Annotated in this window: 21 protein-coding genes, 1 pseudogene and 2 riboswitches; of the genes and pseudogenes, 20 read left to right on the plus strand and 2 right to left on the minus strand. The window is 66.8% G+C overall.

Annotated features, from left to right (window positions below; all coding sequences use genetic code 11):
• Positions 1-21: 21 nt before the first annotated feature.
• From AC0L3B_RS02775 to cobJ, 7 genes are read left to right on the plus strand one after another with little or no spacing between them, the layout of a single operon-like run.
• Positions 22-405 carry a DUF1636 family protein gene (locus AC0L3B_RS02775; protein ID WP_018458658.1) on the plus strand — a complete coding sequence of 128 codons (384 nt, stop codon included), beginning with the start codon at positions 22-24 and terminating at the stop codon, positions 403-405.
• On the plus strand, positions 402-1451 hold the full coding sequence (gene cobW, locus AC0L3B_RS02780; protein ID WP_018458659.1) for a cobalamin biosynthesis protein CobW: 1050 nt from the start codon (positions 402-404) through the stop codon (positions 1449-1451). The genes AC0L3B_RS02775 and cobW overlap by 4 nt, the downstream gene beginning before the upstream one ends.
• Positions 1451-4699: a cobaltochelatase subunit CobN gene (gene cobN / locus AC0L3B_RS02785; protein ID WP_018458660.1), complete on the plus strand. Its 3249-nt coding sequence runs from the start codon at positions 1451-1453 to the stop codon at positions 4697-4699. Before cobW ends, cobN begins: the two co-directional genes overlap by 1 nt.
• Entirely contained in the window at positions 4696-5859 is a 1164-nt protein-coding gene (gene cobG / locus AC0L3B_RS02790; RefSeq protein WP_018458661.1) for a precorrin-3B synthase, read from the plus strand. The genes cobN and cobG overlap by 4 nt, the downstream gene beginning before the upstream one ends.
• The gene (locus tag AC0L3B_RS02795; protein ID WP_018458662.1) at positions 5859-6488 is read left to right on the plus strand and encodes a precorrin-8X methylmutase; all 630 of its coding nucleotides are present in this window, start codon (positions 5859-5861) and stop codon (positions 6486-6488) included. The genes cobG and AC0L3B_RS02795 overlap by 1 nt, the downstream gene beginning before the upstream one ends.
• Before the next feature lie 2 nt (positions 6489-6490).
• Positions 6491-7222 carry a precorrin-2 C(20)-methyltransferase gene (locus AC0L3B_RS02800; protein ID WP_026233633.1) on the plus strand — a complete coding sequence of 244 codons (732 nt, stop codon included), beginning with the start codon at positions 6491-6493 and terminating at the stop codon, positions 7220-7222.
• Positions 7219-7953 carry a precorrin-3B C(17)-methyltransferase gene (cobJ, locus tag AC0L3B_RS02805; RefSeq protein WP_018458664.1) on the plus strand — a complete coding sequence of 245 codons (735 nt, stop codon included), beginning with the start codon at positions 7219-7221 and terminating at the stop codon, positions 7951-7953. Before AC0L3B_RS02800 ends, cobJ begins: the two co-directional genes overlap by 4 nt.
• Here the strand turns inward: cobJ and AC0L3B_RS02810 are convergent.
• The gene (locus tag AC0L3B_RS02810; RefSeq protein ID WP_018458665.1) at positions 7929-8675 is read right to left on the minus strand and encodes a cobalt-precorrin-6A reductase; all 747 of its coding nucleotides are present in this window, start codon (positions 8673-8675) and stop codon (positions 7929-7931) included. The two genes, cobJ and AC0L3B_RS02810, sit on opposite strands and share 25 nt — an antisense overlap.
• Here AC0L3B_RS02810 and AC0L3B_RS02815 point away from each other — a divergent pair.
• The 8 genes from AC0L3B_RS02815 to cobT all read left to right on the plus strand — a co-directional run bounded on the left by AC0L3B_RS02815 (position 8674) and on the right by cobT (position 15880).
• A complete protein-coding gene (locus AC0L3B_RS02815; RefSeq protein ID WP_018458666.1) occupies positions 8674-9855 on the plus strand; it encodes a bifunctional cobalt-precorrin-7 (C(5))-methyltransferase/cobalt-precorrin-6B (C(15))-methyltransferase in 1182 nt (393 codons plus the stop codon). The genes AC0L3B_RS02810 and AC0L3B_RS02815 overlap by 2 nt on opposite strands.
• Positions 9852-10220, plus strand: coding sequence for a cobalamin biosynthesis protein (locus tag AC0L3B_RS02820; RefSeq protein ID WP_018458667.1), 369 nt, complete (start codon positions 9852-9854; stop codon positions 10218-10220). Before AC0L3B_RS02815 ends, AC0L3B_RS02820 begins: the two co-directional genes overlap by 4 nt.
• Positions 10217-10999, plus strand: a complete 783-nt coding sequence (cobM, locus tag AC0L3B_RS02825; RefSeq protein WP_085352374.1) for a precorrin-4 C(11)-methyltransferase — start codon at positions 10217-10219, stop codon at positions 10997-10999. Before AC0L3B_RS02820 ends, cobM begins: the two co-directional genes overlap by 4 nt.
• Entirely contained in the window at positions 10999-12309 is a 1311-nt protein-coding gene (locus AC0L3B_RS02830; RefSeq protein ID WP_473379966.1) for a cobyrinate a,c-diamide synthase, read from the plus strand. The genes cobM and AC0L3B_RS02830 overlap by 1 nt, the downstream gene beginning before the upstream one ends.
• Entirely contained in the window at positions 12306-13037 is a 732-nt protein-coding gene (cobA, locus tag AC0L3B_RS02835; protein ID WP_247474371.1) for a uroporphyrinogen-III C-methyltransferase, read from the plus strand. Before AC0L3B_RS02830 ends, cobA begins: the two co-directional genes overlap by 4 nt.
• A 45-nt stretch (positions 13038-13082) precedes the next feature.
• A riboswitch (cobalamin riboswitch) is annotated at positions 13083-13302 on the plus strand.
• Between the two features lie 37 nt (positions 13303-13339).
• Positions 13340-14017 carry an energy-coupling factor ABC transporter permease gene (locus AC0L3B_RS02840; RefSeq protein WP_085395464.1) on the plus strand — a complete coding sequence of 226 codons (678 nt, stop codon included), beginning with the start codon at positions 13340-13342 and terminating at the stop codon, positions 14015-14017.
• A gap of 45 nt (positions 14018-14062) precedes the next feature.
• On the plus strand, positions 14063-14812 hold the full coding sequence (gene cobF / locus AC0L3B_RS02845) for a precorrin-6A synthase (deacetylating) (RefSeq protein WP_247404365.1): 750 nt from the start codon (positions 14063-14065) through the stop codon (positions 14810-14812).
• Between the two features lie 15 nt (positions 14813-14827).
• Positions 14828-15880, plus strand: coding sequence for a nicotinate-nucleotide--dimethylbenzimidazole phosphoribosyltransferase (cobT, locus tag AC0L3B_RS02850; RefSeq protein WP_247404362.1), 1053 nt, complete (start codon positions 14828-14830; stop codon positions 15878-15880).
• On the opposite strand, the gene AC0L3B_RS02855 is transcribed toward cobT, so the two are convergent.
• Positions 15881-16453 (minus strand): histidine phosphatase family protein, encoded by a 573-nt coding sequence (locus tag AC0L3B_RS02855; protein ID WP_456652396.1) that lies wholly within the window; start codon positions 16451-16453, stop codon positions 15881-15883.
• Positions 16454-16525: 72 nt separating this feature from the next.
• Positions 16526-16727: riboswitch (cobalamin riboswitch) on the plus strand.
• 116 nt (positions 16728-16843) lie between these two features.
• Between AC0L3B_RS02855 and AC0L3B_RS02860 the strand changes: the two genes are divergently transcribed.
• The 5 genes and pseudogenes from AC0L3B_RS02860 to AC0L3B_RS02880 all read left to right on the plus strand — a co-directional run bounded on the left by AC0L3B_RS02860 (position 16844) and on the right by AC0L3B_RS02880 (position 25946).
• On the plus strand, positions 16844-19201 hold the full coding sequence (locus AC0L3B_RS02860; protein WP_473379967.1) for a TonB-dependent receptor: 2358 nt from the start codon (positions 16844-16846) through the stop codon (positions 19199-19201).
• Positions 19202-19212: 11 nt separating this feature from the next.
• Positions 19213-20646 carry a PepSY domain-containing protein gene (locus AC0L3B_RS02865; RefSeq protein WP_473379968.1) on the plus strand — a complete coding sequence of 478 codons (1434 nt, stop codon included), beginning with the start codon at positions 19213-19215 and terminating at the stop codon, positions 20644-20646.
• 469 nt (positions 20647-21115) lie between these two features.
• Positions 21116-23125 carry a hydantoinase/oxoprolinase family protein gene (locus tag AC0L3B_RS02870; protein WP_473379969.1) on the plus strand — a complete coding sequence of 670 codons (2010 nt, stop codon included), beginning with the start codon at positions 21116-21118 and terminating at the stop codon, positions 23123-23125.
• Positions 23122-24640 (plus strand): annotated as a pseudogene (locus AC0L3B_RS02875) (hydantoinase B/oxoprolinase family protein). The gene AC0L3B_RS02870 and the pseudogene AC0L3B_RS02875 overlap by 4 nt, the downstream one beginning before the upstream one ends.
• Positions 24641-24650: 10 nt before the next feature.
• On the plus strand, positions 24651-25946 hold the full coding sequence (locus AC0L3B_RS02880; RefSeq protein ID WP_473379970.1) for an aminotransferase class III-fold pyridoxal phosphate-dependent enzyme: 1296 nt from the start codon (positions 24651-24653) through the stop codon (positions 25944-25946).
• The last annotated feature ends 26 nt before the right edge of the window (positions 25947-25972 follow it).

The raw sequence follows: 25972 nt of genomic DNA on the forward strand, positions 1-25972 counted from the left end.
CTGTTTATTCTGGAAGAAGCGATGACCGTCACACTTCATGTCTGCATTACCTGCCGCGCCGGCGAGACACTTGGCGAAGGCGAGACGACGCCCGGCAAGCGCCTGCATGGCGCGATCCTCGAGGCCGGCGTGCCCGACGGCGTCAGCGTGGTTCCCGTCGAATGCCTGTCTGCATGCAACCAGGGTTGCTCCGTCGCGCTCAGCGCGCCCGGCCGCTGGTCCTATGTCTATGGCCGTCTGTCGGATGCGAATGCGAGCGATGTGGTCGCGGGCGCCGCGGCCTATGCGGCCGCGCCCGACGGCCTCGTGCCCTGGCGCAGCCGCCCGGAGATATTCCGCAAGCAATCGCTTGCCCGCATTCCCCCCATTTCCCCCTTGGCCGTCGTGCCGGAGGCCGCCGAATGAATTCGCTCGCAAAAGTCCCGGTCACGGTCGTCACGGGCTTTCTCGGCTCCGGCAAGACCACGCTGATCCAGCATCTGCTTGCCAATGCCAATGGCAAGAAGCTCGCGGTGCTCGTCAACGAGTTCGGCAGCGAGGGCGTCGATGGCGAGATTCTGAAATCCTGCGCCGATGCGAATTGCCCGGAAGAGAACATCATCGAGCTCGCCAATGGCTGCATCTGCTGCACCGTCGCCGACGATTTTATTCCGACCATGGAGAAGCTGCTGTCGCGGGCCGTCAAGCCCGATCACATCCTGATCGAGACCTCGGGCCTGGCGCTGCCCAAGCCGTTGCTCAAGGCGTTCGATTGGCCGGAGATCCGTTCGCGCATCACGGTCGACGGCGTGATCGCGCTGGCCGACGCCGAAGCTGTCGCCGCCGGCCGTTTTGCGCCCGACCCTGACGCCGTCGAAGCGCAGCGCGCGGCGGACGGCAATCTCGACCATGAGACGCCGCTGTCCGAAGTGTTCGAAGACCAGATCGCCTGCGCCGACATCGTGCTGCTGACCAAGGCCGATCTTGCGGGCGCGGCAGGCCTCGAAGCAGCCAAGGCGGCGATCACCGCCGAGATGTCGCGCCGCGTGCCGATGCTGGCGATCACCGACGGCGCGATCGACGCGCGCCTCATCCTCGGCCTCGGTGCTGCCGCCGAGAACGATCTCGCCGCGCGTCCCTCGCATCACGACGGCGAAGAGGATCACGAGCACGACGATTTTGCGTCCGTCGTGATCGATCTTCCTGAGGTCACCGATATCGAAGCGCTGGTTGCATCCGTTCAGCGTCTGGCGCGCGAGCAGAATGTGCTGCGCGTCAAGGGTTACATCGCGGTGCAAGGCAAGCCGATGCGCCTCTTGCTGCAAGCGGTGGGCGAGCGCGTGCGCCACCAGTTCGACAAGCCCTGGGGCGCGGGCGCGAGGCAGTCAAAGCTGGTCGTGATCGGCGAGCACGGCGATATCGACGAGGCCGCGATCAAGGCGGGACTCGGTCTTTCAGGATCCGGTATCTGATGCACGTCGTCTTCCGCGAGAGCCGCGGTCTCGAGGAGACCGCGATACCAAGGGACATTGGCCAGGACCCGGCCGATCTCGTGGTGCTCTCGTATTCGGATTCCGATCTTGCCGCGTTCGCGGCCGGCTGGCGCCGTGGCCGCGACAGCCTGCCGTCGCTGCGGCTCGTCAATCTCGCAGAACTTCGTCATCCGCTCTCGGTCGACACCTATGTCGAACGCACGCTTGCGCACGCGCGCGGCATTCTCGTGCGTTTGATCGGCGGGGAATCCTATTGGCCGTATGGGCTCGCGGCCCTGCAGCAGCTGGCGAAGGAGCGCGGCATCGTGCTGGCCGTGCTGCCGGCCGACGGCCGCGACGATACGCGGCTGGACGCGTATTCGACCCTGCCGGTCTCGACGTTGCGGCGGCTCAAGGTGCTCTGCGACACCGGCGGCCCCGTCGCGGCGCAAGCCGCGATCGCGCAGCTTGCGCTGGCCTCCGGACTCTATGCGGGGCCAGTTATCGGCGAGATGACAGTGCCCGAGATGGGCTTTTACGACCCCGCGCGCGGCGTCGTCGCCGCGCCGACGTCGGGTGAGGGCAGGCCGCGCGCGCTCGTGACCTTCTATCGCTCCTATCTCACCGCTGCCGACACCGGCCCGGTCGATGCCCTGATCGCCGCATTGCGCGAGAAGGGATTCGACGTGTTTGGTGTGTTCGTCACCTCGCTGAAAGCCGCGGGGGTCGCGGATTGGTTGCGGGTGCATCTTGCGCAAAATCCTCCGGCCGCGATCGTCAATGCGACGGCGTTCTCGGCGATGGGCGACGACGGCACGACGCCGTTCGATGCCGCATCCTGCCCCGTGTTCCAGGTCGCGCTCTCCACGGCCCGCCGCGAGGACTGGGCGAGCTCGCTCCGCGGCCTGTCGCCCGGCGACCTCGCGATGCATGTGGTGCTGCCCGAGGTCGACGGCCGCCTGTTCGCGGGCGTGGTGAGCTTCAAGTCTGCCGCGATGCGCGATCCCGATTTGCAATTTTCGCATCTGGCACACAAGCCCGACGAGGAGCGCGTGAAGGCCGTGGCCGCGCGCGTTGCGGCCTGGCGGCGTCTTGCGGAGACGCCGGCCGCTGACAAGCGGATGGCACTCGTGCTCTCCAACTATCCGGGCCGTCCGCATCAGATCGCGCACGCGGTGGGTCTCGATGCGCTGGCGTCGGTCGAGGCCCTGGTGTCCGATCTCGCGGAGGCCGGCTTCGATCTCGATCCGGTCCATGCGCTCGGTGAGACGCTGCTCAAGCAGACCTTGAGCTGGAGCGTCGCCGATTACCGTGCTGCACTGTCGCGCCTTCCGCAAGTGTTGCAGGATGATCTCGCGCAAGCCTGGGGCGCGCTGGAGACCGATCCGGGTTGTCGCGACGGCGCGTTCCATTTCGCTGCGATTCAATGCGGCCGGTCGATCATCGCGGTTCAGCCGGAGCGTGGCGATGCGACCGCGCGCGATGCCGACTATCACGATCTCGCCCGCACGCCGCGCCATGCCTATGTCGCGTTCTATCTCTGGCTCCGCGAGCAGGGCTGTGATGCCGTCGTGCACATGGGCGCGCACGGCACGCTGGAATGGCTGCCCGGAAAATCCGTGGCGCTGTCGCAGGCGTGCTGGCCGGAAGCCCTGGTCGGCGATTTGCCCGTCATCTATCCCTTCATCGTCAACGATCCCGGCGAGGCCGCGCAGGCCAAGCGGCGCCTGGGTGCCGTCACGATCGGCCATCTGCCGCCGCAACTCGCCGCATCAGCGGTGCCGGACGGGCTGCGCAGGCTCGAACAGCTCCTCGACGAGTACTCGACGGCCGATGGCCTCGATCCCGCCCGCCGCCAGCGTCTGATCGCCGCGATCCGCGATGAGGCACGCGCGGCCGGCCTCGAAGACGATCTTGGCCTCGATGCAGCGGCCGCGCCGGCCGAAGCGATCCCGCGGATCGACCGTTTCGTTTGCGATCTCAAGGAAAGCCAGTTCGGCGACGGCCTGCACGTGTTCGGCCGCGGCGCCTGCGGCGACGCGGAACGCGACGCTTTGCGGGCCGCGCTTGCGGGCCGGCGCGTCGCGCCGGGGCCGTCAGGCTCACCCTATCGCGGCCGTCAGGACGTGCTGCCGACGGGTCGCAATCTCTTTGCCGTCGATCCACGCGCGGTGCCGACGCCGTCGGCGCACGTGCAAGGCATCAAGCTCGCCGAAGAACTGCTACGTCGCCATTTGCAGGATCATGGCGACTGGCCAAAGGGCCTTGTCGTCGATCTCTGGGGCTCGGCGACGATGCGCACCGCGGGCGAAGAGTTTGCCATGGCGCTGCATCTGGCTGGCCTCGCACCGCGCTGGGATCATGCTTCCGGCCGTGTGACCGGCTACGACATCATCGCGCCTGCGGAGCTTGGCCGGCCCCGCATCGACGTCACGCTGCGCGTCTCGGGCCTGTTCCGCGACGTCTTCTCAGGCCTTGCGCAATTGTTCGAGGCGGCAGCCGCGGCGCTGTCGGTCCGCGAGGACGAGGGCGACGAAAATCCATATCGCCATCGCACATCGCGCGTGTTCGCGCCGCGTCCCGGACAATACGGCGTGGGTCTCTCGGCAATCCCGGACGCCTTCACGCCCGAGACGCGCGAAGCCGCCGGCGAAGCGTGGCTCTCGGCATCGTCATGGGCGTTCTCGGCCGATGGCGAAATCAAGCTCGATCGTGCCGGTATCGAGAAGCGGATCGTATCGGCCGATGCTTTTGTTCACATGCAGGATTTGCCGGAAACCGATCTTCTGCTCGCGGCCGACTATGCCGCGCATGAGGCCGGCATTGCGGCTGCCGCGGCCCATCTCGGCGCGGCGGGACCATCGCTCTATCATCTCGATGCGACGCGCCCCGAGCAGCCGCATGCGCGTACGCTGACCGAGGAAATCTCCCGTGTCGTCCGCGCGCGCGCGGCCAACCCGGCCTGGATCGCGGGCATGATGCGCCACGGTTTTCGCGGGGCGGCCGAGATCACCGCGACGCTCGAGCACATGGCCGCCTTCGCGCATCTGGCCGGCGCCGTGCCGCCGCATCTGTTCGACCTCTACTACGATGCGACGCTCGGCCATGACGACGTCCACGCCTTCATGGCCCGCGAAAATCCGGCGGCACTCGCCGCGATGGAAACGTGTTTCACGCGCCTGCATGAAGCCTCGCTCTGGCGAACGCGCCGCAACTCGATTGCGGCTGCGCTGCGGGAGGCCTCATGAGTGCTTCCGTGGTCAAGGGCTGGTGTCCCGGCGCGCTGCGCCCGATGCAATCGGGCGACGGGCTGGTGGCCCGCGTGCGTCCGTTCGGCGGACGGCTCGACGCGGCGCAGATCTCCGGACTGGCTCATCTCGCCGAACGCCATGGCAATGGCCTGATCGACGTGACCAGCCGGGCCAATCTCCAGATCAGGGGCGTCAACGAGACCAGCCACAGGCTGCTGCTCGATGGCCTTTCCCAACTGGCGCTGCTCGACCCGGATGCGGAGACCGAATCCCGTCGCAACATTCTTGTGACGCCGTTCTGGCGTAGCGGGGACGAGACCCAATCGCTCGCCGCCGAGCTCGAGGAGGCGCTCGCCGACAGCCAGCTCGAACTTCCAACCAAGTTCGGCTTCGCCATCGACGACGGCACCTCACGCGTGCTTGCGGGCGATTCCGCCGACGTGCGGATCGAGCGCGATGGTTCCGGCGGACTGCTGGTACGGGCTGATGGCGACAAACTCGGCCGCTCGGTCCCACGTGGCGAGGCCGTGACCACCGCGCTCGCATTCGCCGGCTGGTTCGTGACCTCCGGCGGCGCGAGAGGCGGGCGAGGGCGGATGGCGGCGCATCTTGCAGCCGGTGCAATCTTGCCGGCGGCATTGCGCGGCGAGGCCGAGCCGGCGCCGATCATGGCCGCGGCGCGTCCCGGCCTCTATGCGCAAGGTGCGATGGTCGGGGTCGCCTTCGGACAGATGGCGCATGCAACGCTCAACCAGTTCGCCGGTTGCGGACATGCGCTGCGCATGACGCCGTGGCGGATGGTTTTGAGCGAAGCCAAGCGCGTGATGCCGAACGCGACCGGCCTGATCACCGAGGCCTACGACCCTGCGCTGCGCGTCATCGCCTGTAGCGGTGCGCCACGCTGTCGCGAGGCGCATGCCGATACCCGTGGCCTTGCCGCGGCCCTGGCGCCGAACATCGGCGCGGCCGCACGGCTACACGTCTCCGGCTGTGCCAAGGGCTGCGCCCATTCTGGTCCCGCCGCCATCACTCTGGTCGCGACCGGCGCAGGCTTCGATCTCGTGCGCGCCGGGTCGACGCGCGATGAGCCCATCCTGCGCGGGCTGAATCGCGACGACATCGTCAAAGATCCCTCCATCCTGATGGGAGGGCACTGATGCCGCACACGTACGAGACCGACGGCGCTGCGATCTACCGGCAGTCCTTTGCCACCATCCGGGCCGAAGCCGATCTTGCGCGCTTCACGCCGGACGAGGAGCAGGTGGTGGTGCGGATGATCCATGCCGCCGGCATGGTGGGCCTCGAAGCGCATATCCGCTTCACATCAGGCATGGCGGTCGCCGCACGCGCGGCCTTGCAGAAGGGCGCACCGATCCTGTGCGACGCGCGCATGGTCTCTGAAGGAATTACGCGGGCGCGGCTTCCCGCCGCCAACGCCGTCATCTGCACGCTGGGCGACGAGACCGTTCCCGCGCTCGCGCAGTCCATGCGCAACACCCGTTCGGCCGCGGCCCTGGAGCTGTGGCGGCCGCATCTCGACGGCGCGATCGTGGCGATCGGCAATGCGCCGACCGCGCTGTTCCATCTCCTCAACATGCTGGAGGACCGGGACTGCCCACGGCCCGCGGCAATCATCGGCTGTCCGGTCGGCTTCGTCGGCGCGGCCGAATCCAAGGCTGCGCTGATGGCCGTTTCCCCGGTGCCGGCGCTGACGGTCGAGGGCCGCCTTGGCGGTTCCGCGATCACGGTCGCCGCCGTGAACGCGCTGGCGAGCCGGAGCGAATAGCGATGGGACGCATCATCTGCTGCGGTCTCGGCCCCGGTGACCCTGATATGATGAGCGTGCGCGCCGATCGCACGGTGCGCGGCGCGAGGCATGTCGCCTATTTCCGCAAAAAGGGCCGGCCCGGCCAGGCGCGCCGCATCGTCGAGGGCATGCTGGCTGCCGACGTCACCGAATATCCGATGGAATATCCTGTTACGACCGAGATCGCCTTCGACACGCCTGAATATGTCCAGTTGCTTGCCGGCTTCTACGACGAATGGGCGGAGCGACTGGCGCGGCTGGCGCGCGCGGTCGACGTCGTCGTGCTCTGCGAGGGCGATCCTTACTTCTACGGCTCCTTCATGCATCTGCACATGCGCCTGCAGGGCCGCGTCGAGATCGAGGTGATCGCCGGCATTCCCGGCATGGTCGGCTGCTGGAATGGCGTGGGACAGCCGATTGCGCTCGGCGACGACGTGACGACGGTGCTCATGGGCACGCTCGCCGAGGACGAGCTCGAACGCCGCATGCGCGATTCCGATGCGCTCGTGATCATGAAGACTGGGCGCAATCTCGCGAAAGTGCGCCGCGCGCTCGCTGCCGCCGGACGGCTGGACGATGCGTGGCTGGTCGAGCGCGGCACCATGCCGGGCGAGCGCGTGGTGCGGCTTGCGGAGATCGACGCCGCCGACTGCCCCTATTTTGCGATCGTGCTCGTGCACGGCAAGGGCCGGCATCCGGACGCCGCCGAATGACGGGCACGCTGACCATCGCTGGCCTCGGCCCGGGCAGCGCTGCGCTGGTGACGCCCGAGGTCTCCGCCGCGCTTGCCGCCGCGACCGACATTCTGGGCTACGCGCCCTATGTCGCGCGCGTGCCAGCGCGGGCAGGGCTCACTTTGCATCCTTCCGACAATCGCGAAGAGCTGCAGCGCGCGAGCGAGGCGCTGCGGCTCGCGGCCGAAGGCGGCCAAGTCGTCATCGTGTCCTCCGGCGACCCCGGCGTCTTCGCGATGGCGTCCGCCGTGTTCGAGGCGCTCGAACAGGCGCCGCAATGGCAGGAGCTGCCGATCCGCGTGCTGCCCGGCGTCACTGCGATGCTGGCGGCTGCCGCGCGCGCCGGCGCACCGCTCGGCCATGATTTCTGCGCGATCAATCTCTCCGATAATCTCAAGCCGTGGGCGGTGATCGAGAAGCGCCTGCGGCTCGCCGCGGAAGCCGATTTTGCCATCGCGATGTACAATCCGCGCTCGGCGAGCCGGCCGGAAGGATTTGGCCGTGCGCTCGCGGTGCTGAACGAGGCCGGCTGTGGCGACCGTCTTGTGATTTTCGCGCGCGCGATCAGCGCCGCCGACGAAAAGATCGAGACCGTCAGGCTGAACGAAGCCCGGCCCGAGATGGCCGACATGCGCACGCTGGTGATCGTCGGCAACTCGCAGACACGCCGCGTCGGCCGCTGGGTCTATGCGCCGAGGCAGGCCCGATGACCGAGCCACTGCATGATCTCGGCCACGCTCTCGACCCGCAAGCGTTCCGGCAGTTGCGGCCGCGAGATCATGATCACGGGCAGGCCGAGCCTGCGGGCGGCGTCGATCTTGGCGCGCGCGCCGTCGCCGCCGGAATTGCGGGCGACGATCCGGGTGATGCCTCGCGCGCGCAGCATCTCCAGTTCGCCCTCAAGCGTAAACGGCCCACGCGACACGATGACGTCCGCGGCGAAGGGCAGCGGCGCATCGGGCGGATCGACGAATCTCAGCGTGTAGGCGTGCTGCGGCTTGGTCGCGAACGGCGCGATGTGCTGGCGGCCGATGGCGAGGAACACATTTGCCGGCACTTCAGGCAGTGCGGTGACCGCGGCGTCGACATCAGGTATTTCGATCCAGTTGTCGCCGGGCGCTTTGGTCCACGGCGCTCGCTCGAGAGCGATCAGCGGCGTGCCGGTTTCCGCACATGCCGCGACCGCATTGCGGCTCATCTCGGCGGCAAAGGGATGCGTCGCGTCGATTACATGCGTGATGTGTTCCCGACCAATGTAATCGACAAGTCCGCTTGCGCCGCCAAAACCGCCGATCCGCGTCGGCAACGGCTGACCGGCGGGCGCGCGGGTGCGGCCGCCATAGGAATACACGGCATCGACGCCGGCGCGCGCGATCTCCGCCGCGAGCAGGCTCGCGTCGGCCGTTCCGCCCAGAATGAGGGCGCGCGTCATGGCTGATCCCTGGCTGACCATCATCGGTATCGGCGAAGATGGCCTTGCCGGGCTGTCCGAGGCAAGCCGAAAGGCGCTCGATGATGCCGAAACTGTCTTTGGCGGTGAACGGCATCTTGCACTCGCCGGCATAACCGGGCGCGGCCGTCCATGGCCGGTGCCGTTCGATGCAGAAATCGTGTTGAGCTGCCGTGGTCGCCCGACGGCGGTGCTCGCCTCCGGCGATCCGTTCTGGCACGGGGCCGGCGCGAGCCTCGCCGAGAAGCTCCATGGCGACGAATGGATCGCGTATGCGGCTCCCTCGACATTCTCGCTCGTTGCTGCGCGGCTTGGCTGGCGTCTGGAATCCGTTGCCTGTCTCGGTCTCCACGCCGCGCCATTCGAGCGTCTCGTGCCACACCTGGCGCGAGGGGCACGCATCATTTGTCTCGTGCGCGACGCAAAGGCGGCAGGCGATCTCGCGAAATGGCTGACGGCGCGCGGATGGGGTGCCTCGGCATTCTGGACACTCGCTGCGCTTGGCGGGCCGCGCGAAAGGATCAACGCGCATCGCGCCGACAGCTTCGCAGGCGATCTTGCCGGAAATCTGGTCGCGGTAGCCGTTGAGGCGGCGGGCGCGCAGGGCATCCCCCACAGCTCGGGACTATCGGACGAACTCTTCGTCCATGACGGCCAGATCACCAAGCGTCCGGTCCGTGCGCTCGCGCTTTCGGCGCTGGCGCCGCGTCCCGGTGAACGGCTATGGGACATCGGTGCGGGCTCGGGCTCGATCTCGGTCGAGTGGACGCTGTGCGGGGGCACCGCGATCGCCGTCGAGGCGCGCGAGGATCGCGCAGCGAACATTCGCAGCAATGCGACGGCGTTCGGGTTGGCACATCGGATCACAGTCATCGCGGGAAAAGCGCCTGAAACCCTTGCTACGCTGGACGGGCCTGACGCCGTGTTCATCGGCGGCGGTCTCGACATCGCGATGTTCGACGCCATCTGGCCGCGGCTCTCGCCCGGTACGCGGCTGGTCGCGCATTCAGTAACGTTGGAGACGGAAGCGTTGCTCGGTGAGCTGCACCAGCGCCAGGGCGGCGAATTGATGCGGGTCGAGATTGCGCATGCCGCTTCGCTCGGCCGCTACCGGTCCTGGGAGGCCGTGCGGCCCGTGGTGCAATGGAGCGCGGTCCGATGAAGGTCGCCGGGCTCGGATTCAAGCGGGACGTCACGCTGGCCTCGCTGCGTGAGGCGCTTCTGGCGGCCGGTGGTCCCGAAGGCCTCGCAGCAGTGGCGACGGTCAGCGATAAGGCCGACGAGGAGGTGTTGAAGCAGCTCGCGCGCGAATGCGGCTTGCCGATCAAGGCGGTTGCCGCCGAAATGCTTGTTGGCATCGACACGCCGACGCAGTCAAAGCTCGTCGTGGAAAAGTTCGGGACGGGATCGGTTGCCGAGGCGGCGGCGCTCGCAGCGGCCGGACCTCGCGCGCGATTGATTGCGACGCGGGTGGTCTCGCAGGATCGCACCGCGACCGCGGCGATCGCGGAAGGAGACGGCGCATGACGGTGCATTTCATCGGGGCAGGGCCAGGCGCTCCTGACTTGCTGACGTTGCGCGGCCGCGATCTCATCGCCGCCTGTCCGGTCTGCCTCTATGCTGGCTCACTTGTGCCCGAGGGCGTCTTGGCGCATTGCCCGCCCGGGGCGCGGATCGTCAACACCGCGCCGCTGTCGCTCGATGAGATCGTCGCGGAGATCGCCGCCGCCCATGCCGATGGCAAGGACGTTGCGCGGCTGCATTCCGGTGATCTCTCGATCTGGTCGGCGATGGGCGAACAGCTCCGCCGCCTGCGCACGCTCGACATTCCCTACACGGTCACGCCCGGCGTTCCCTCTTTCTCGGCCGCCGCGGCTGCGCTGGAGGCCGAGCTAACGCTGCCCGGCCTTGCCCAGACCGTGGTGCTGACGCGCACGCCGGGCCGCGCCAGCGCGATGCCCGAAGGCGAGAAGCTTGCCGCCTTCGCCGCCACCGGCGCGGTGCTCGCCATCCATCTGTCGATTCATCTGCTCGACAAGGTCGTCGCTGAGCTGACGCCGCATTATGGCGCGGATTGCCCGGTCGCGATCGTCTGGCGTGCGAGCTGGCCCGAGCAGCGCATCATCCGCGCCACGCTCGCAACACTCGACGCTGCTGTCGGGGGCGAGATGGAGCGCACCGCGTTGATCCTGGTCGGCAAGACGCTGGACTCGGCGGATTTTTCCGAGAGCCGTCTCTATGCTGCCGACTATGACCGCCGCTATCGGCCGGTCGGCGCCGAGCCGCGCTTTCCGGAGGTGTCGTGATGGCGGCAGGGCTCGTTATCTCCGCGCCGGCCTCCGGCGTCGGCAAGACCACACTGACGCTGGCGCTTGCCCGCGCCTGGCGCAACAGCGGATTGCGGGTGCAGTGCTTCAAGAGCGGCCCCGATTACATCGATCCCGCGTTTCATGCCGCCGCGACGGGACGCGCCTCGGTCAATGTCGACAGTTGGGCGATGGATCGCGGGACAATCTCGCATCTCGTCAGTCGCGGCATTGACGCCGATGTCGTGCTGGCCGAAGGCTCGATGGGTCTGTTCGACGGCGTCGCCGCGCGTGGCGTCTGCGGCACCGGGGCGACCGCCGACATCGCGGAGATGCTGGACTGGCCGGTGCTGCTGGTGATCGATCCCTCAGGACAGGCACAAACGGCGGCCGCGATCGCGGCGGGCCTTCGCGACTACCGCCCCGGTGTGCGCCTTGCAGGCGTCGTGCTCAATCGCGTTGCCAGCCCGCGCCACGAAGCCCTCGTGCGGCGCGCGCTGCTGGATGCCGGCATCGCCGTATTCGGCGCGCTGCCGCGCCATGCCGAGATCAGCCTGCCGAAGCGGCATCTCGGACTGGTGCAGGCCGAGGAGCAGGCGGAAATCGGCAAGCTGATCGACGAGGCCGCGCGCTTCGTTGCCGAGCATGTCGACCTCGACGCGGTGCTGCGTTCGGCGGCCACCTGGTCGCCGCAACCTGCCGCAAGCGGCGTCAACGTGACGCCGCCCGGCCAGCGCATTGCGCTTGCCCGTGATGCCGCGTTCTCCTTCGTCTATCCGCACATGCTGGAAGCGTGGCGCGCGGCGGGTGCGGAGATCTCGACATTCTCGCCGCTCGCCGATGAAGCCCCTGATCCGGTCGCCGATGTGTGCTGGCTGCCTGGCGGCTATCCCGAGCTTCACGCCGGCAAGATCGCGGCCAATGCGCGCTTCCGCGGCGGATTGCGCGCCTTCGCCGAGACGCGCCCGGTGCACGGCGAATGCGGGGGCTATATGGTGCTGGGCAGCGCTTTGACCGACGCCGACGGCATCCGCCACGAGATGACGGGCCTGCTCGGCCTGGAGACGAGTTTTGCCAAGCGCCGCATGCATCTGGGCTATCGTCTGGCCGAGCTCGCCGCGCCGATGCCGGGTCATCAGGCGGGTGCACGCCTGCGTGGCCACGAATTCCACTATTCGACGATCCTCGCGCAGCCCGACACGCCACTGGCGGTCGTGCACGACGCGACAGGTGCGGTCATTGCCGAGACCGGCTCGCGGCGGGGACAAGCCACCGGCACGTTCTTCCACCTGATTGCGGAGGACCGGTGAGCGGTTTTGTCTCCTTCGTCTCCGCCGGGCCCGGCGATCCCGAGCTGCTCACGCTCAAGGGTGCAGCGCGGCTGCGCGAGGCCGACGTTGTGCTCTATGACGATCTTGCTTCAGGCGCGATCCTCGATCTGGCCCGGCCCGGCACCAATCTCGTCGCGGTGGGAAAGCGGGCAGGGCGGGCCTCGACCAAGCAGCACCATGTCAACCGCCTGCTGGTCGACTATGCCGTGACAGGCGCGCGCGTGGTCCGGTTGAAGTCGGGCGATGCCGGCATCTTTGGCCGGCTCGAGGAGGAGCTCGAGACGCTGCGTGAAGCGGGCATCGGCTACGAGATCATTCCCGGCGTCACCTCGGCCTGTGTCGCCGCCGCGCAAGCCGGCATTCCGCTGACCCGGCGTCACACCTCGCGCCGCGTGCAGTTCGTGACCGGGGCGGACGTCACCGGCGAGCTGCCGCCAGATCTCAATTGGGCGGCGCTGGCCGATCCGGAGGCGACGACCGTGGTCTATATGGGCCGGCGGACGTTTCCGGCGTTGGTCGTCAAATTGATCGAGCACGGGCTCGCCCCAACCACGCCGGCGTTGTTTGCCGAATCGCTCGGCCGTCCCGATGAGCGGCTGGTCCGCACCACCATTTCGGAACTTGCCGAGCAGCTTGCGCGGGGCGGGGCGGCCTCCACGGCGGCCGTCATCCTGTTCGGCGCGCTGGCGGGGGATTATCCGTCATGACGCTCTCGACCGCCCTTCGCCCCTTGACGCCCGGCCGGCGAAAGAGGCACACAGGAGACGCATGGTGCTCGACGCGGCTCAAAGCGCCGGAGCATAATCGGGAATGGGGATGGGCGGACCCAGTTGCGGCGCCCAAAACCCCAGCCGCCCCCGCGACTGTAAGCGGTGAGGGACTTCGATCAGCCACTGGGCCGCGAGGCCCGGGAAGGCCGGAGACTCCCAGTGAACCGCGAGCCAGGAGACCGGCCGTGCACGTTTTGAGGCCAAGGCCGTCGGGTGTGACGGCAAGAAGGATCTGAGCCATGCATATCGAACCCGGACTAGTCTCGGACGCCAAGCTCGTATTGAGTTACGCAACCGGCATCGCTGTCGGCGGTGTTGCCCTGAAGCTCGCGGTTGAGACCGTGCGCGAGCAGGGCATCACGTCGTTCGCGGCGCGGACGCTCGCCACCACGGGACTTGTGTTTATCTTCTTCGAGATCCTGCCGCACTTCCCGGTCGGCGTCTCCGAAGTGCACTTCATCCTCGGCTCGACCTTGTTCCTGCTGTTTGGCGCGGCGCCTGCGGCCTTCGGCCTCGCGTTTGGCCTGCTGTTCCAGGGCATCTTCTTCGAGCCGCCCGACCTGCCGCAATATGGCATGAACGTCACCACGCTATTGGTGCCGCTGTTCGGAATCCAGGCGATCGCCACGCGGATCATTTCAAGCAACACGGCCTATGTCGATCTGAAGTACCGCCAGGCGCTGGCGCTTTCGACGACCTATCAGGCGGGCGTCATCGCCTGGGTGGCGTTCTGGGCGATTTATGGCTCCGGCTTCGGCGCGACCAACCTCGCCAACATCGCGACCTTCGCGGCGTCCTATGCGCTGGTCATCGTGATTGAGCCGCTCGCCGATCTCGGCGTGCTGGCGCTGGCAAAGTCGCTGCGCGGCGTCACCGCGCCCGGCCTCGTCACGCCGCGTTTGCACAACGCGGCCTAGAGACAAGCGAACGGGCGGCCATGATGGCCGCCCTTCGCAGCCACGATGCTCACGCTCTCTCTGATAGGCATCGGTTGCGGCGATCCCGAGCAGCTCACGCGTGCCGCGATTACTGCCATCAACGCGGCCGATCTCGTCCTGATCCCCCGCAAGGGGACGGCCAAGTCCGACCTCGCCGATCTCAGGCGGACGATCTGCGCCGATGTGCTCACCAGCGACACGACCCGCATTGCCGAGTTCGATCTGCCCGTGCGGGACGCCGCTGAAGCGGACTATCGCAAGGGCGTGGACGATTGGCATGATGCCGTGGCCGCCGTCTGGTCGCAGACGATCGGGGATCATCTCGAAGGAGAGGGCAAGGTCGCGCTGTTGATCTGGGGCGATCCCTCGCTTTACGATTCCTCGCTGCGTATCGCGCGGCGGCTCGATCCCTTGCCGACAATCGAAGTCGTGCCCGGCATCACCTCGATCCAGACGCTGTGTGCGGCGCATGCGTTGCCGCTCAACGACATCGGCGAGCCCTTTCTAGTTTCGACCGGACGCCGCTTGCGCGATGGCGGCTGGCCGCAAGGTGTCGATACCGTGGTGGTGATGCTCGACGGCGGCACGGCATTCGAGTCGCTTGATCCGGCGGGCCTGCACATCTGGTGGGGGGCCTATCTCGGCATGCCCGATCAGATCGTCATGTCCGGCGCGCTGGCCGAGATCGGCCCGCGCATCGTCGCCGTGCGGCAAGAGGCGCGCGAACGGCACGGCTGGATCATGGACAGTTACATCCTCAAGCGCAGGCTGTGAGGCAAGCGAGGCAGCATGCTCCCCGAATGGGTCACCCAACAATGCCCCGACATCTCCGCAGTCCACCGCGAGGCGGCGGTGGCGCGGCAGGCGCAACTGACGAAACCGACCGGCGCGCTCGGCCGGCTCGAGCAGCTCGCGATCGAGCTTGCGGGCCTGCAAGCAACCGAGCAGCCGCGCGCGGCGCGGGTGCCGATCATCATCTTCGCCGGCGATCACGGCATCGTCGCGCAGGGCGTCTCGGCCTATCCGCAGGAAGTGACGATCGCGATGCTGGCGAACTTCGCCTCCGGCGGTGCCGCAATCTCGGTGCTGGCGCGTGAGCTGGGCTCCAGCCTGGAGGTCGTCGACGCCGGCACGCTGGCGCAGGAGGAGATGGCTGGAATCGTGACCGACAAGCCGCGCAGCGGTACGCGCGATTTCAGCGTCGAAGCTGCGCTCACCCCCACGGAGCTGGCATTTGCGTTCGAAGCCGGCCGACGTGCGGTGACGCGCGCACAGGCCGGGCAGCCCGATCTTCTGATCTTCGGCGAGATGGGCATCGGCAACACCACGACATCGGCGGCGATCGCGGCCGGCTTGCTCGGCGTGAGCGCCGCGGAGATCGCGGGCAGCGGTACCGGCATCGACGCGGCCGGCCGTGCGCACAAGGCGGGGGTGATCGACGCTGCAATCGCACGCCATGACATTGTGGGCGCTGCGCCCGAAAAGATCCTGTGCGCCGTCGGCGGTCTCGAGATCGCCGCCATCTGCGGTGCCGTTATCGCGGCTGCACAGCACCGCATCCCCGTGTTGATCGACGGCTTCATCGTGTCGGTCGCGGCGCTGGCGGCGGTGCGGCTCAACCCTTCGTGCCAGCTGTTCCTGCTGGCCTCGCACCAGTCGGCGGAGCAGGGGCATCGGCTGGTGCTCCGCGCGCTGAACGTGCAGCCGCTGATCAGCCTGGATCTCAGGCTCGGCGAAGGGTCGGGCGCGGCCATCGCGCTGCCGCTTGTGCGGTCGGCCTGCGCGCTCCACAACGGCATGGCGACCTTTGCGCAGGCCAATGTGCCTGATCGTCCGGCCTGATCAAATCGTCCGCTGATTGACGGAGACGACGCGCCAGCCGGTCGCGAGCCGGTCAATCCTGGTCAGCGACAGCGGATCGATCATGAAGCGCAGGGCCGCTTGTGGCGTCAGGTCGAGCGCGATGCACAGCGCCGCCCGGATCGTGCCGGAATGCACGACGAGCGTTGCGGCCCCGGTGCCGATCTTCGACAAACCCAGGCGGACCCGCGCGACCTGTTCCTCAAAGCTTTCGCCGCCGGACGGCCGTCCGCGCGCCGGATCGCTCCAGAACCGTGCATAGGCCTCGCCACCGGTCGCGGCGAGTTCGTCATGCCGACGGCCGGTCCAGTCGCCAAAGTCTTGCTCGCTGAATTCGTCCAGCTGCAGCGGCTCGAGCCCCAGCGCGCGGGCCGTTTCGACGGTGCGCCGCGACGGGCTCGCATAGCTCGCGGCGTCCCGCGGCAGGCGCTGCCGCAGTGCCTCCAGCTGCGCCCGAGCGCCGAGATCGGCCGGTGCGTCGGCCGCATGGATCGTCCCCGCGACGCCATCGACGGGCGCGTGCCGTATCAGCCAGAGGAAGGTCTCGCCTCCCATGCTTATCTCCAAGGAAACTGGTCGTTGTGGCAATAGCGCCGCAACTGGCACATTGACTCTGTCTGGATCGTAATCCTAGATGCTCGCGACGGTTTCCCCGAGAGGGGATGAAAAGGGAATGCGGTGCGGGGAGTTTGTCCCCAATGCCGTGGCTGCCCCCGCAACTGTAAGCGGCGAATCTTGCGTCACGAGCCACTGGGTATCTCGGTCCCGGGAAGGCGATGCAAGGTACTGACCCGCGAGCCAGGAGACCTGCCGTCAGCCGTGGTCACACGCGAAGATGTCGGTCGGGGAGTACAGACATTCGGCTTCATCGGAAGGCTGGGAGCCGGACGATGGGACCCTGGTTCGCGGTGACGTGCCACTGACGTCGCTCCGAGGTCCAAGACCGTGTATTCCCTTCGTATCGTACGACCACGCCGTTTCCTACTGGCATCCGCCGCTCTCACATCTTTCGTCGCCATCGACATGCCAGCGGCCTTGGCGCAGCAGGCCCGCGAGCCATTGCCGCCCGTCGAGGTGTCGGCGCCACAATCCCGCAGGCAGGCCAAGCCGGCCGGACGGGACGCGCAGCGCTCACGCCGCGCAGCAGCGCGCCGGCCGGAGACTGCATCCGCAGTGCCCAAGCCCGTCGTGCCGACCACGGCGGCACAGACGCCGCTCAACACCAATGCCGTCGCCGAAAGCGCTTCGCGCCTCGGCCTGACCGTGCGAGAAACGCCCGCGACCGTGGAGGTGATCTCGGCCGCAACCATGCGCGAGCAGGGCTACCGCACCGTGTCCGACGTCGCGCAGGGAGCGGTGGGCGTCACAGCCGGCGACAATCCGGCCGAGCCTTCGGCTTTCTCCATGCGCGGCTTCACCAACAGCCAGATCAACACGCTCTATAACGGCATCAAGATCGGTCCGCAGAACATGACCTCGCGGATCGTGGACACGGCCAATCTGGAGGCTGTCGAATTCCTCAAGGGTCCGGCATCACTGATGTCAGGCGAGGGCGCCGCCGGCGGCGCGATCAACTTCGTCACCAAGCAGCCGCACACCGGTCCGATCCGGAACGAGGCGGATTTCTCCTGGGACTCGCTGAACTCGTTCCGGGCGCATTACGGCTCGGGCGGCAGCACCAATGTGCAGGGGCTGGACTACCGCTTCGACGTCAGCCGTTCCTCGCTCAACGGCTTTGCCGACGACACCAACACCAAGACGCTCGATGTCTCCGGCCAGCTCAACTACCGCATCTCCGACAGCCTCAAGGTCTGGGGCGCGATCGAGTATCGCGAAGATCGCTCGAAAGCCTATTGGGGTGCGCCGCTGGTGCCGATTGCCTTCAGCGGCTCGCATGCGACGACGGGGATCGTTTCCGGCAATTACGTCTCGAACTACAACAAAACCGATCTCGGTGCGGTCACGATCGACGACCGCACCTTCAATACCAACTACAACGTCCTCGACAACAGGAACGTGGCGAAGGAGGTGTGGCTGCGCGGCGGTTTCGAGCTGAATCTGGCGCCCGACCTGACGCTGAAAAGTCAAGCCTATGCTTACGGAGCTGAGCGCACATGGTTCAACAATGAGATCGAGGCGTTCAATTCCGGGACCAACATGGTCGATCGTGAGCGCTTCTATGTCGCGCACAGCCAACGCTTGGTCGGCAACGTCACCGATTTGATCTGGGATGCGAATATCGCCGGCTTTGACAACCGTTTGGTCACGACGCTTTCCTCAAGCTACCTTGATTTCGTGAGGCCGGGGGCCGCAAATTTCCCCGGCGATTCCGTTCCGCTGGTCGATCCGCCTCGCGGCTACTACGGCCTGCTCACCATCCAGCAGCAGATCGCGCGCATCGACAATGAGGCGCTGTCGTTCGAGGACCGGTTGAAGTTAACACGGACCTTTGCGCTGGTCGGCGGCCTGCGCGTCGAGCATATCGGGCTCGACCGCAATTCGACCGACAAGTTCGGTCTGGAGAAGGCGAACTTCCCGTTCTCGCAATCCTGGGTCCCGACCACGGGCCGTATCGGCTACACTTGGGAAGCCGTACCGGGCCTGACCTTTTTCAGCCAATACGCCACCGGCGCCGACATCTCGGCCAACAACATCTTCCTGCTCAATCCGACCGATCCGCTGAACCTGACCACCGCGCGCACCTACGAGACCGGCGTCAAGCACCTGTTCTGGGACAACCGGGCGGAGTGGTCGTTCTCGGCCTACGACATCCTGCGCAAGAACGTCTATGCCGCGGCCGGCGGCATGCAGCTCAACCTTGCCGGACGGCAGGAATCGAAGGGCGTCGAGCTTGCCGCGTCCGTGCGTCCGATCGATCCCCTGCGTCTCTGGGGCAACATCGCCTATGTCGATGCGCGCTACGCCGACTTTAATTTTGTCGGCGGCTCGTTCTCCGGCAACACGCCGCCGAACGTGCCGCGCGTCGTGGCGAATGCCGGAGCGTCGTATCGGTTCTTCACGCCGTGGCCCGTGGAAGTCGGCGTCACCGGCCGTCACGTCGGCGACCGCTACAACACCGATGCGAATGTCGTGACGATGAAGGCCTACACTGTCGCGGACGTCTATGCCTTCGTCGACATCCCGAAGACGGTGTTCAACGCGGTCGACCAGGCTCGCCTGACTTTCCGGGTGCGCAACATCGCCGACAAGCGCTATGCGATCTGGGGCGATCCGTTCTATCCCGACCAGATCCTCTTGGGTGCACCGCGCACCTATGAACTCTCGGCCGCATTCAAATGGTAGGATGCTGATCGATGATGCGCGCGATCGTCCTGCTGCATCGATGGCTCGGGATCGCGTTCTGCCTGCTGTTCGCGATGTGGTTCGCGACGGGAATCGTGATGCACTTCGTTCCGTTTCCGTCTCTGACGGAAGCGGAACGCTTCGCCGGGCTCGGGCCGCTGGCGAGTGCTGGGACGAGGATTGCAGTCGCCGATGCCGTAGCCGCGAGCGGCATCGCGGATGCGACGCGCGTTCGCCTGATCCAGCGCAGCGACGGCCCGGTCTATGTCGTCTCGGGGCCATCGCGCGCAGGCGCAATCCGCGCCTCCGATGGGGGCGACGCGTCGGTCGCGTCTTCCGACGTCGCATTGGCCATCGCGCGAGATCACGCCCGCAGCCGCGGGCTGGATGCCGGACCAACCGAGATCGTTGCGCGCTCGGACTACGACCAATGGAGCGTGCCGAACGGCTTTGACCGCCATCGGCCCTTGTTTCGGGTTGCCCTCGGTGATGCCGAGGGGAGGGAAGTCTATGTCTCCTCGCTCACCGGCGAGATCGTCCTGGATACGACGCGCAACGAGCGGACCTGGAATCTGGTCGGGAGTGTGCTGCACTGGATCTATCCAACGGTCCTGCGAAGCAACTGGTCGCTGTGGGATCGCGTGGTCTGGACCTTGTCGCTGCTGGCCCTGATCGCGGCTTTGCTTGGCTCTGTGCTCGGGCTTGCGCGGATCAAACCTCGCAGCGGTCTGATCGGCTCGCCCTATCGCGGCTGGCATGCGCTGCATCATCTCATCGGCCTCGCGGCGATGGTGTTCGTGCTGACCTGGATTTTCAGCGGCTGGCTCTCCATGGATCACGGGCGGCTGTTCTCGCGTGGGCAATTGATCTCCGCTGAATCACGCGTGATGAACGCCTCACCGAACTGGACGACGGCTCCATCGTTCGATCGGCAGCCTGTATCGCCGTCGGCCCGTGAGATCGAATGGTTTGCCTTCAACGGCAATCTCTATCGGCGGGATCGGATCGCCCTTGCCGGTCAGACCTTGATCGAGGCAGGGGATGCGCTCCGCGATGGACCTACGGGATCTCTGGATGTGCACGAGGTCCAGGGGCTGACCGCGCGCCTCGCGGCCGGCTGCGGCGGTCCGTCTGTACTTGCCGAGGACGACAACTATCCCGCGCGGTCCACTGTCCCGGGCGCCCCGGTCTACCGCTCGTATTGCGGTGACCTCTGGTTCGACATCGACGGCGCCGACGGCAATTTGCTGCAAAGGCTGGATTCATCGCGGCGGGCTTATCGCTGGTTCTACGGCGCGCTGCATACGTTGGATTTTCCGGTTCTCGTCGCGCATCCGTTGCTGCGCGACGGCTTGGTCGTCGGGCTCTGCTCCCTTGGCTTTCTCTTCTCCATCACGGGCATCATCATCGGCTGGCACCGCCTGCGTCCGTCCTTCGCGGCCTGAGAGCCGGAGCGGGCAAAACCACCGCTTACTGATCGTACAATAAAGAGAGGCTGAGCCGACTGCCATGCATAGCTCATAAGCAATCGCATGGTCCGTAGGGCCGGTCGATCGCCTGCAAATTAGACAGTGCGTGCGGGGCGCGTGGATTGCGCTGCAGCGGATGTGGTGTTTCGTCCGGGAAAATTCGTGGTGCGCCGCACTTATGTCGCGTCGAACGATCCACACCGACGTGCTCTCCATGCGGGCAGGGCTGCACTAAAATGTGCCTCGCCGCGCCGCGCCGGTCGCGGGCTGGTCCAGTGCATTGCGACAACTCTGGCCCTATCCCGAGGCCATCGCTCTGTCGCACGCTCGCAAGCGGTGGCATGACAGGGGATGATGATGAGCGCTCTCGGTTTGCGATTGAACCTCGCGAAGGACGGTAACCACCCGGCGTCCGGTTCGAATGTCGTCCGCAGCTGACCCACACATGAGCACTGACGAAAACCACTGGGAAGTCGGCACCGATATCGGCGGTACCTTCACCGACATCATCGCGATCCGACACTCCCCCGCGGAGGCACGGATCGCGAAGGTGCCGTCGCGACCTCAAGCTCCGGTTCAGGCGATGCTGGAGGCGATCGAGGCGGTGGGCCTGCGCAAGAGCGAGGTCAAGCGCTTCGTCCACGGCACCACGCGCGTGACCAACGCCATCGTGGAAGGACGGCTGCCGAAAGTGGCGCTGGTGGCGACCCAAGGCTTTGCCGACGTGCTGGAGATCGCGCGCTATCGCCGCCGCGATCTCTATCGTCTCGACGTTCCGCCGAAATCGCCGCCGCTGGTGCCACCCGAACGATGTTTTGGCCTTGCTGAGCGCCTCGATCACGAGGGAGCGGTGCTGAAGGCGCTGGATGAAGCGGAGATCGAGCGCCTGGTAGCGTGGCTGAAAACGACCGGCGTTCAGAGTGTCGCGGTCGCGCTGCTGCATGCCTATGCCAATCCGGTGCACGAGAAGATGCTCGGTGAGCGGCTCAAGGGCGTCGTTGCCCACGTCTCGCTGTCGCACGAGGTCAATCCCGAGGCGCGCGAATACGAGCGGACTTCGGCGACCGTGTTCAACGCGGCCGCCATGCCGATCGCGGTGGAATATCTCAGCGAGCTGGAGCAGCGGCTGCCGATCGGTCCCGGCCTGCAGGTGTTTCATTCGGCCGGCGCCATGGTGCCGATCTCGGCCGTGAAGCGGCGGCCGCTGGTGATGGCGATGTCGGGCCCCGCGGCCGGCGTCTCCGCATCGGTCAGCATCGCGCGCCAGCTCGGCACGTCCCGGATGCTGACGTTCGATATGGGCGGCACCACGACCGACGTGTGCCTGATCGTCGACGGTCAGGCCGAGATGACCGACGGTCGCATGCTCGGCGACAAGCCGCTGCGCCAGCCGATGCTCGCGGTGCACTCGATCGGGGCGGGCGGCGGCTCGATCGTGCGCAACGGCTCCGGTGGCCTGACGGTCGGACCGGAAAGCGCCGGCTCCGAGCCTGGACCGGCCTGCTACGGCCGCGGCGGTACCGAGCCGACCATCACCGATGCCAACGCCGTGCTCGGCTATCTCAATCCCGAAACCAAACTCGGCGACCGGATCGGAATCGATATCAAGGCAGCGACTGATGTCATCGCACCGATCGCGCGCACTCTGGGGCTGAGCCTGACCGAAACCGCGCTCGGCATCATCAAGGTCGCGAACGCGACAATGGCGCGCGCCCTCCGCCGCGTCACCGTCGAGCGCGGCATCGACGGGCGCGACTGCACGCTGCTCGCCTTTGGCGGTGGCGGCCCGATGCACGCCGCGGGCCTAGCCGATCTCTACGGGATTGCCGAGGTCGTCGTTCCCAGTGCATCGAGCGCGTTCTCGGCGCTGGGCTGTCTCACCGCCGATTTCAGCTTCCTCCAGCAGCAAACCCTGCGCGCGGCTCTTGACGGCATCGACCTCGCCCGTGTGTCGGAGCGGATCGGGGTGCTGATCGACGATGCCTCGGCGCCGCTGATCGCCAACGGGGTTGCCGCGACCGAGATTCAGATCGAGCTGGTGGCCTTGATGCGCTACGCGGCGCAGAACGACGCCATTCCGGTGCCGTTCGCGCGACCGCTCGACGTCATCAGGCTGAAGAAGGATTTTCTGGCCCGGCACCACGAGCTGTTCGGCTATGCGACGGGCGAGAGCTGCGTCATCGAGTCCGTGCGGGTGCAGGCGCGCCGTCCATCGACGACCGTCGTGAGCCGGCCGGCCATCGCGGTCAGAACGGTCTCCAAAGGCGAGCGCATCTGCTCGTTCGATGGCGTTCACGACATCGCCACCAGCATCATCGATCGAGCCTCGCTGACCGAAATCGTCAGCGGCCCGGCCATCATTGAAGACGCATGGTCGACCGTGGTGGTCCCGCCCGGTTGGCAGGCGCGGCCCGATGTTTCAGGCAATCTGTTCCTGACGCGGGGGGCCGCATGAAGCTCGATCCGTTCGTCGTCGAGGTCATCAGGCACGGGCTGTCGGCCGCGGCAGAGGAGATGAGCCTGGTGATGACGCGCTCGGCGCGCTCGCCGCTGCTGCGTGAAGCCGGCGACCTGTCATCGGCGATCACGGACGGCCGCGGCGGCCTGGTCGGGCAGGGCCGCGACATTCCGATCCATCTCGGCGCGATGACCTACACGGTTCTCGAATTGCTGAAGGTGGTGGCGCGCGACAGCCTGAACGACGGCGACGCACTGATCTACAATGTCGGCCCGCTCGGCGGCAATCATCTCAATGACGTCAAGGTCGTGCGGCCGGTCTTCATCGACGGCCATCGTGGCGTTCGCGGTCAGCCTCGCGCATTGGCCCGATATCGGCGGCACCTGGCCCGGCAGCTATTTTGCGAAAGCCATCGACACCTTCCAGGAGGCGATGCGCATTCCGCCGGTGCTGATCGCCACGGCGGCCGGCCTCAATACGCCGATCGTGCATCTGCTCAAGGCCAATGTTCGCGATCCCGACTCCTGCGAGGGCGATCTTCTCGCCCAGATCGCGGCGACGAAAGCCGGCGAGAAGCGCATCGTCGAGCTTTGCCGCGAGCACGGCACGGCGGTCTTCACGGCGGCGCAGTCGCGCCTGCACGATCTTTCCGAAATCGAGATGCGCGAGGCGCTCCGCGATCTGCCTGACGGCGTCTACGAGGGCGAGGATTATCTGGACGACGGCGGCGTCGACGACGCGCCCGCGCGCATTCATGTCAAGATCACCATTGCAGGCGACGAAGCGACCTTCGATCTCTCGGGAAGCTGCGACCGCGTCTCGAATTTCTGCAACACGACACCGTTCATGGCGCGCTCTGCGGTGGCCTATGCCGCGCGCATCATGAGCGGGCGCGACATGAACCAGAACGCGGGCGCGCTGCGGCCGCTGACCATCATCACGCGCCCGGGCTCCATTCTCGAGCCGGGGTGGAATGCCTCGGTTGCGGCCGGCAATCACGAGACCTCGATGCGCATCGCGACCACGGCAGGCGTCCTCTTCTTCGCCGAGCCGCGGCAAAACGGTTCGTGGAAGATGCTCTACGAGGTCCACGGTGGTGGCGAGGGTGCGCGGCATGATCGGGACGGCATCTCCGCGACGCGGGTGCATCTGTCCAACACTTCGAACACGCCAATCGAGGTGATCGAGGCGAATTACGCGATCCAAGTCGAGCAGCAGGCCATTCGTCGGAATTCCGGCGGCACGGGAGTCCATCGCGGCGGGGACGGCGTCATCCGTACCTATCGTATCCTGGCACCGTCGATGCATCTGACCACCTGCATCGAGCGCATGGTGGTCGCGCCGTTCGGCATGCAAGGCGGCGAACCCGGCAAGGCCTGCCGCATCTCGCTGATCAGGCAGGGCGCGAACGTCGCGATCGACGGCAAGTCGAACCTGGTGCTGCAGCAAGGCGATCTCGTCACGATCGAGACCTGTGGTGGCGGTGGCTACGGCGCCGAGGCCGCGGAATGAAGGGATTGCGATGAGCAGATTGTTGCGAACCGGGCTGAATGCCGGCGACAGCGCGCCCATGGCCGTGGTCGGCGGCGAGGGCGTCTATTTTCATCTCTCGGATGGTCGCAAGCTCATCGACGGCAGCAACACCGGCGGCGGTCTCGGACATCGTCATCCCGCGATGGTGGAGGCGATCCGCCGCGCCGCGGATACGCCCGTCGTGAACGAGGGCTGGACCTGGGTCGGCCGCGAGCAGGCGGCTGACGACTTGATGGCCACCGCGTTCAAGGGCGAAGACGATTGGGTTGGCGCGGTGCGCTTCTGCATCAGCGGCAGCGAGGCCAATGACATGGCGCTGTCGCTCTGTCAGGCCCTGACGCAGCGGTCTGCGCTGGCGACGCGCGAACGCGCCTATCACGGCATTACGGGCCTCTCGCGCAGCATGACCGTGCAGCCGCAATGGCATGGCGGCCTCGCGGTGCATTCAGGCGGTTCGCGGCTGCCCGCGCGGATGGCGCCGGTGCGGATATTGCCGGCACCGCACGGCGCGATCTACGGCGCGCCGGCCAACAATGTTCCGCCCAGCGAATATCTGGCCGATGCCACGCGCCTGCTTTCGGATACGGCAGCGACGATCATCGACTACACGCAAGGCGGCATCTACTACGATGGCGCCTATCAGGACGAGGTGGCGCGGTGCGCGCGGCAGGCCGCCTCCTACTGGATCGCCGATGAAGTGGTAACTGGTGCGGGCCGTGCCGGGCGCTGGTTCGCGTTCCAGGGAGCCGAAAGTCGTCCCGATATCGTGACGCTCGGAAAATCGCTCGGCGGTGGCGCGGCGGCGGTTGCCGCGGTCGTGGTGTCGAAAGACATCGTCGAGCGGCTCAAGGGCACGAGCTGGCAGAATTACGGCACGTTGCGCGGGCATCCCATCAGCATGGCTGCCGTCAGCGCCTATCTGAAAGTCATCAGCGATGACGAGATTTTGGAGCACGTCAGGGGTCTCGAAAAGCTGTTCACCCGCCGCCTTCTGGCCATCGCGCAGAAACATCCAAGCGTGCAGCGCCTGGCGGGGCAGGGGCTGCACTGGACCGTGGAGTTGCACGGGCCGGACTGGCGCTCCTGGCATGCCGACACCACCGAGGTGCCGATTGCCTCGCGCGTCGCGGAGCGGGCGCTGGAGGCGGGCGCCGTGATCGGGACCAGCGGCGAGCAGACTTCCCTGTTCCTCGCGCCGCCACTCGTGATTTCCGAGCATGAGGCCGGGCAGCTTCTGGACGCGCTGGACCACGGTCTCGATATTGCGGATGAGGAGCAGACATGAGGATGGAGCGTGCAGCGCACACGATG

Source organism: Bradyrhizobium sp. Kon56, from assembly GCF_055807635.1.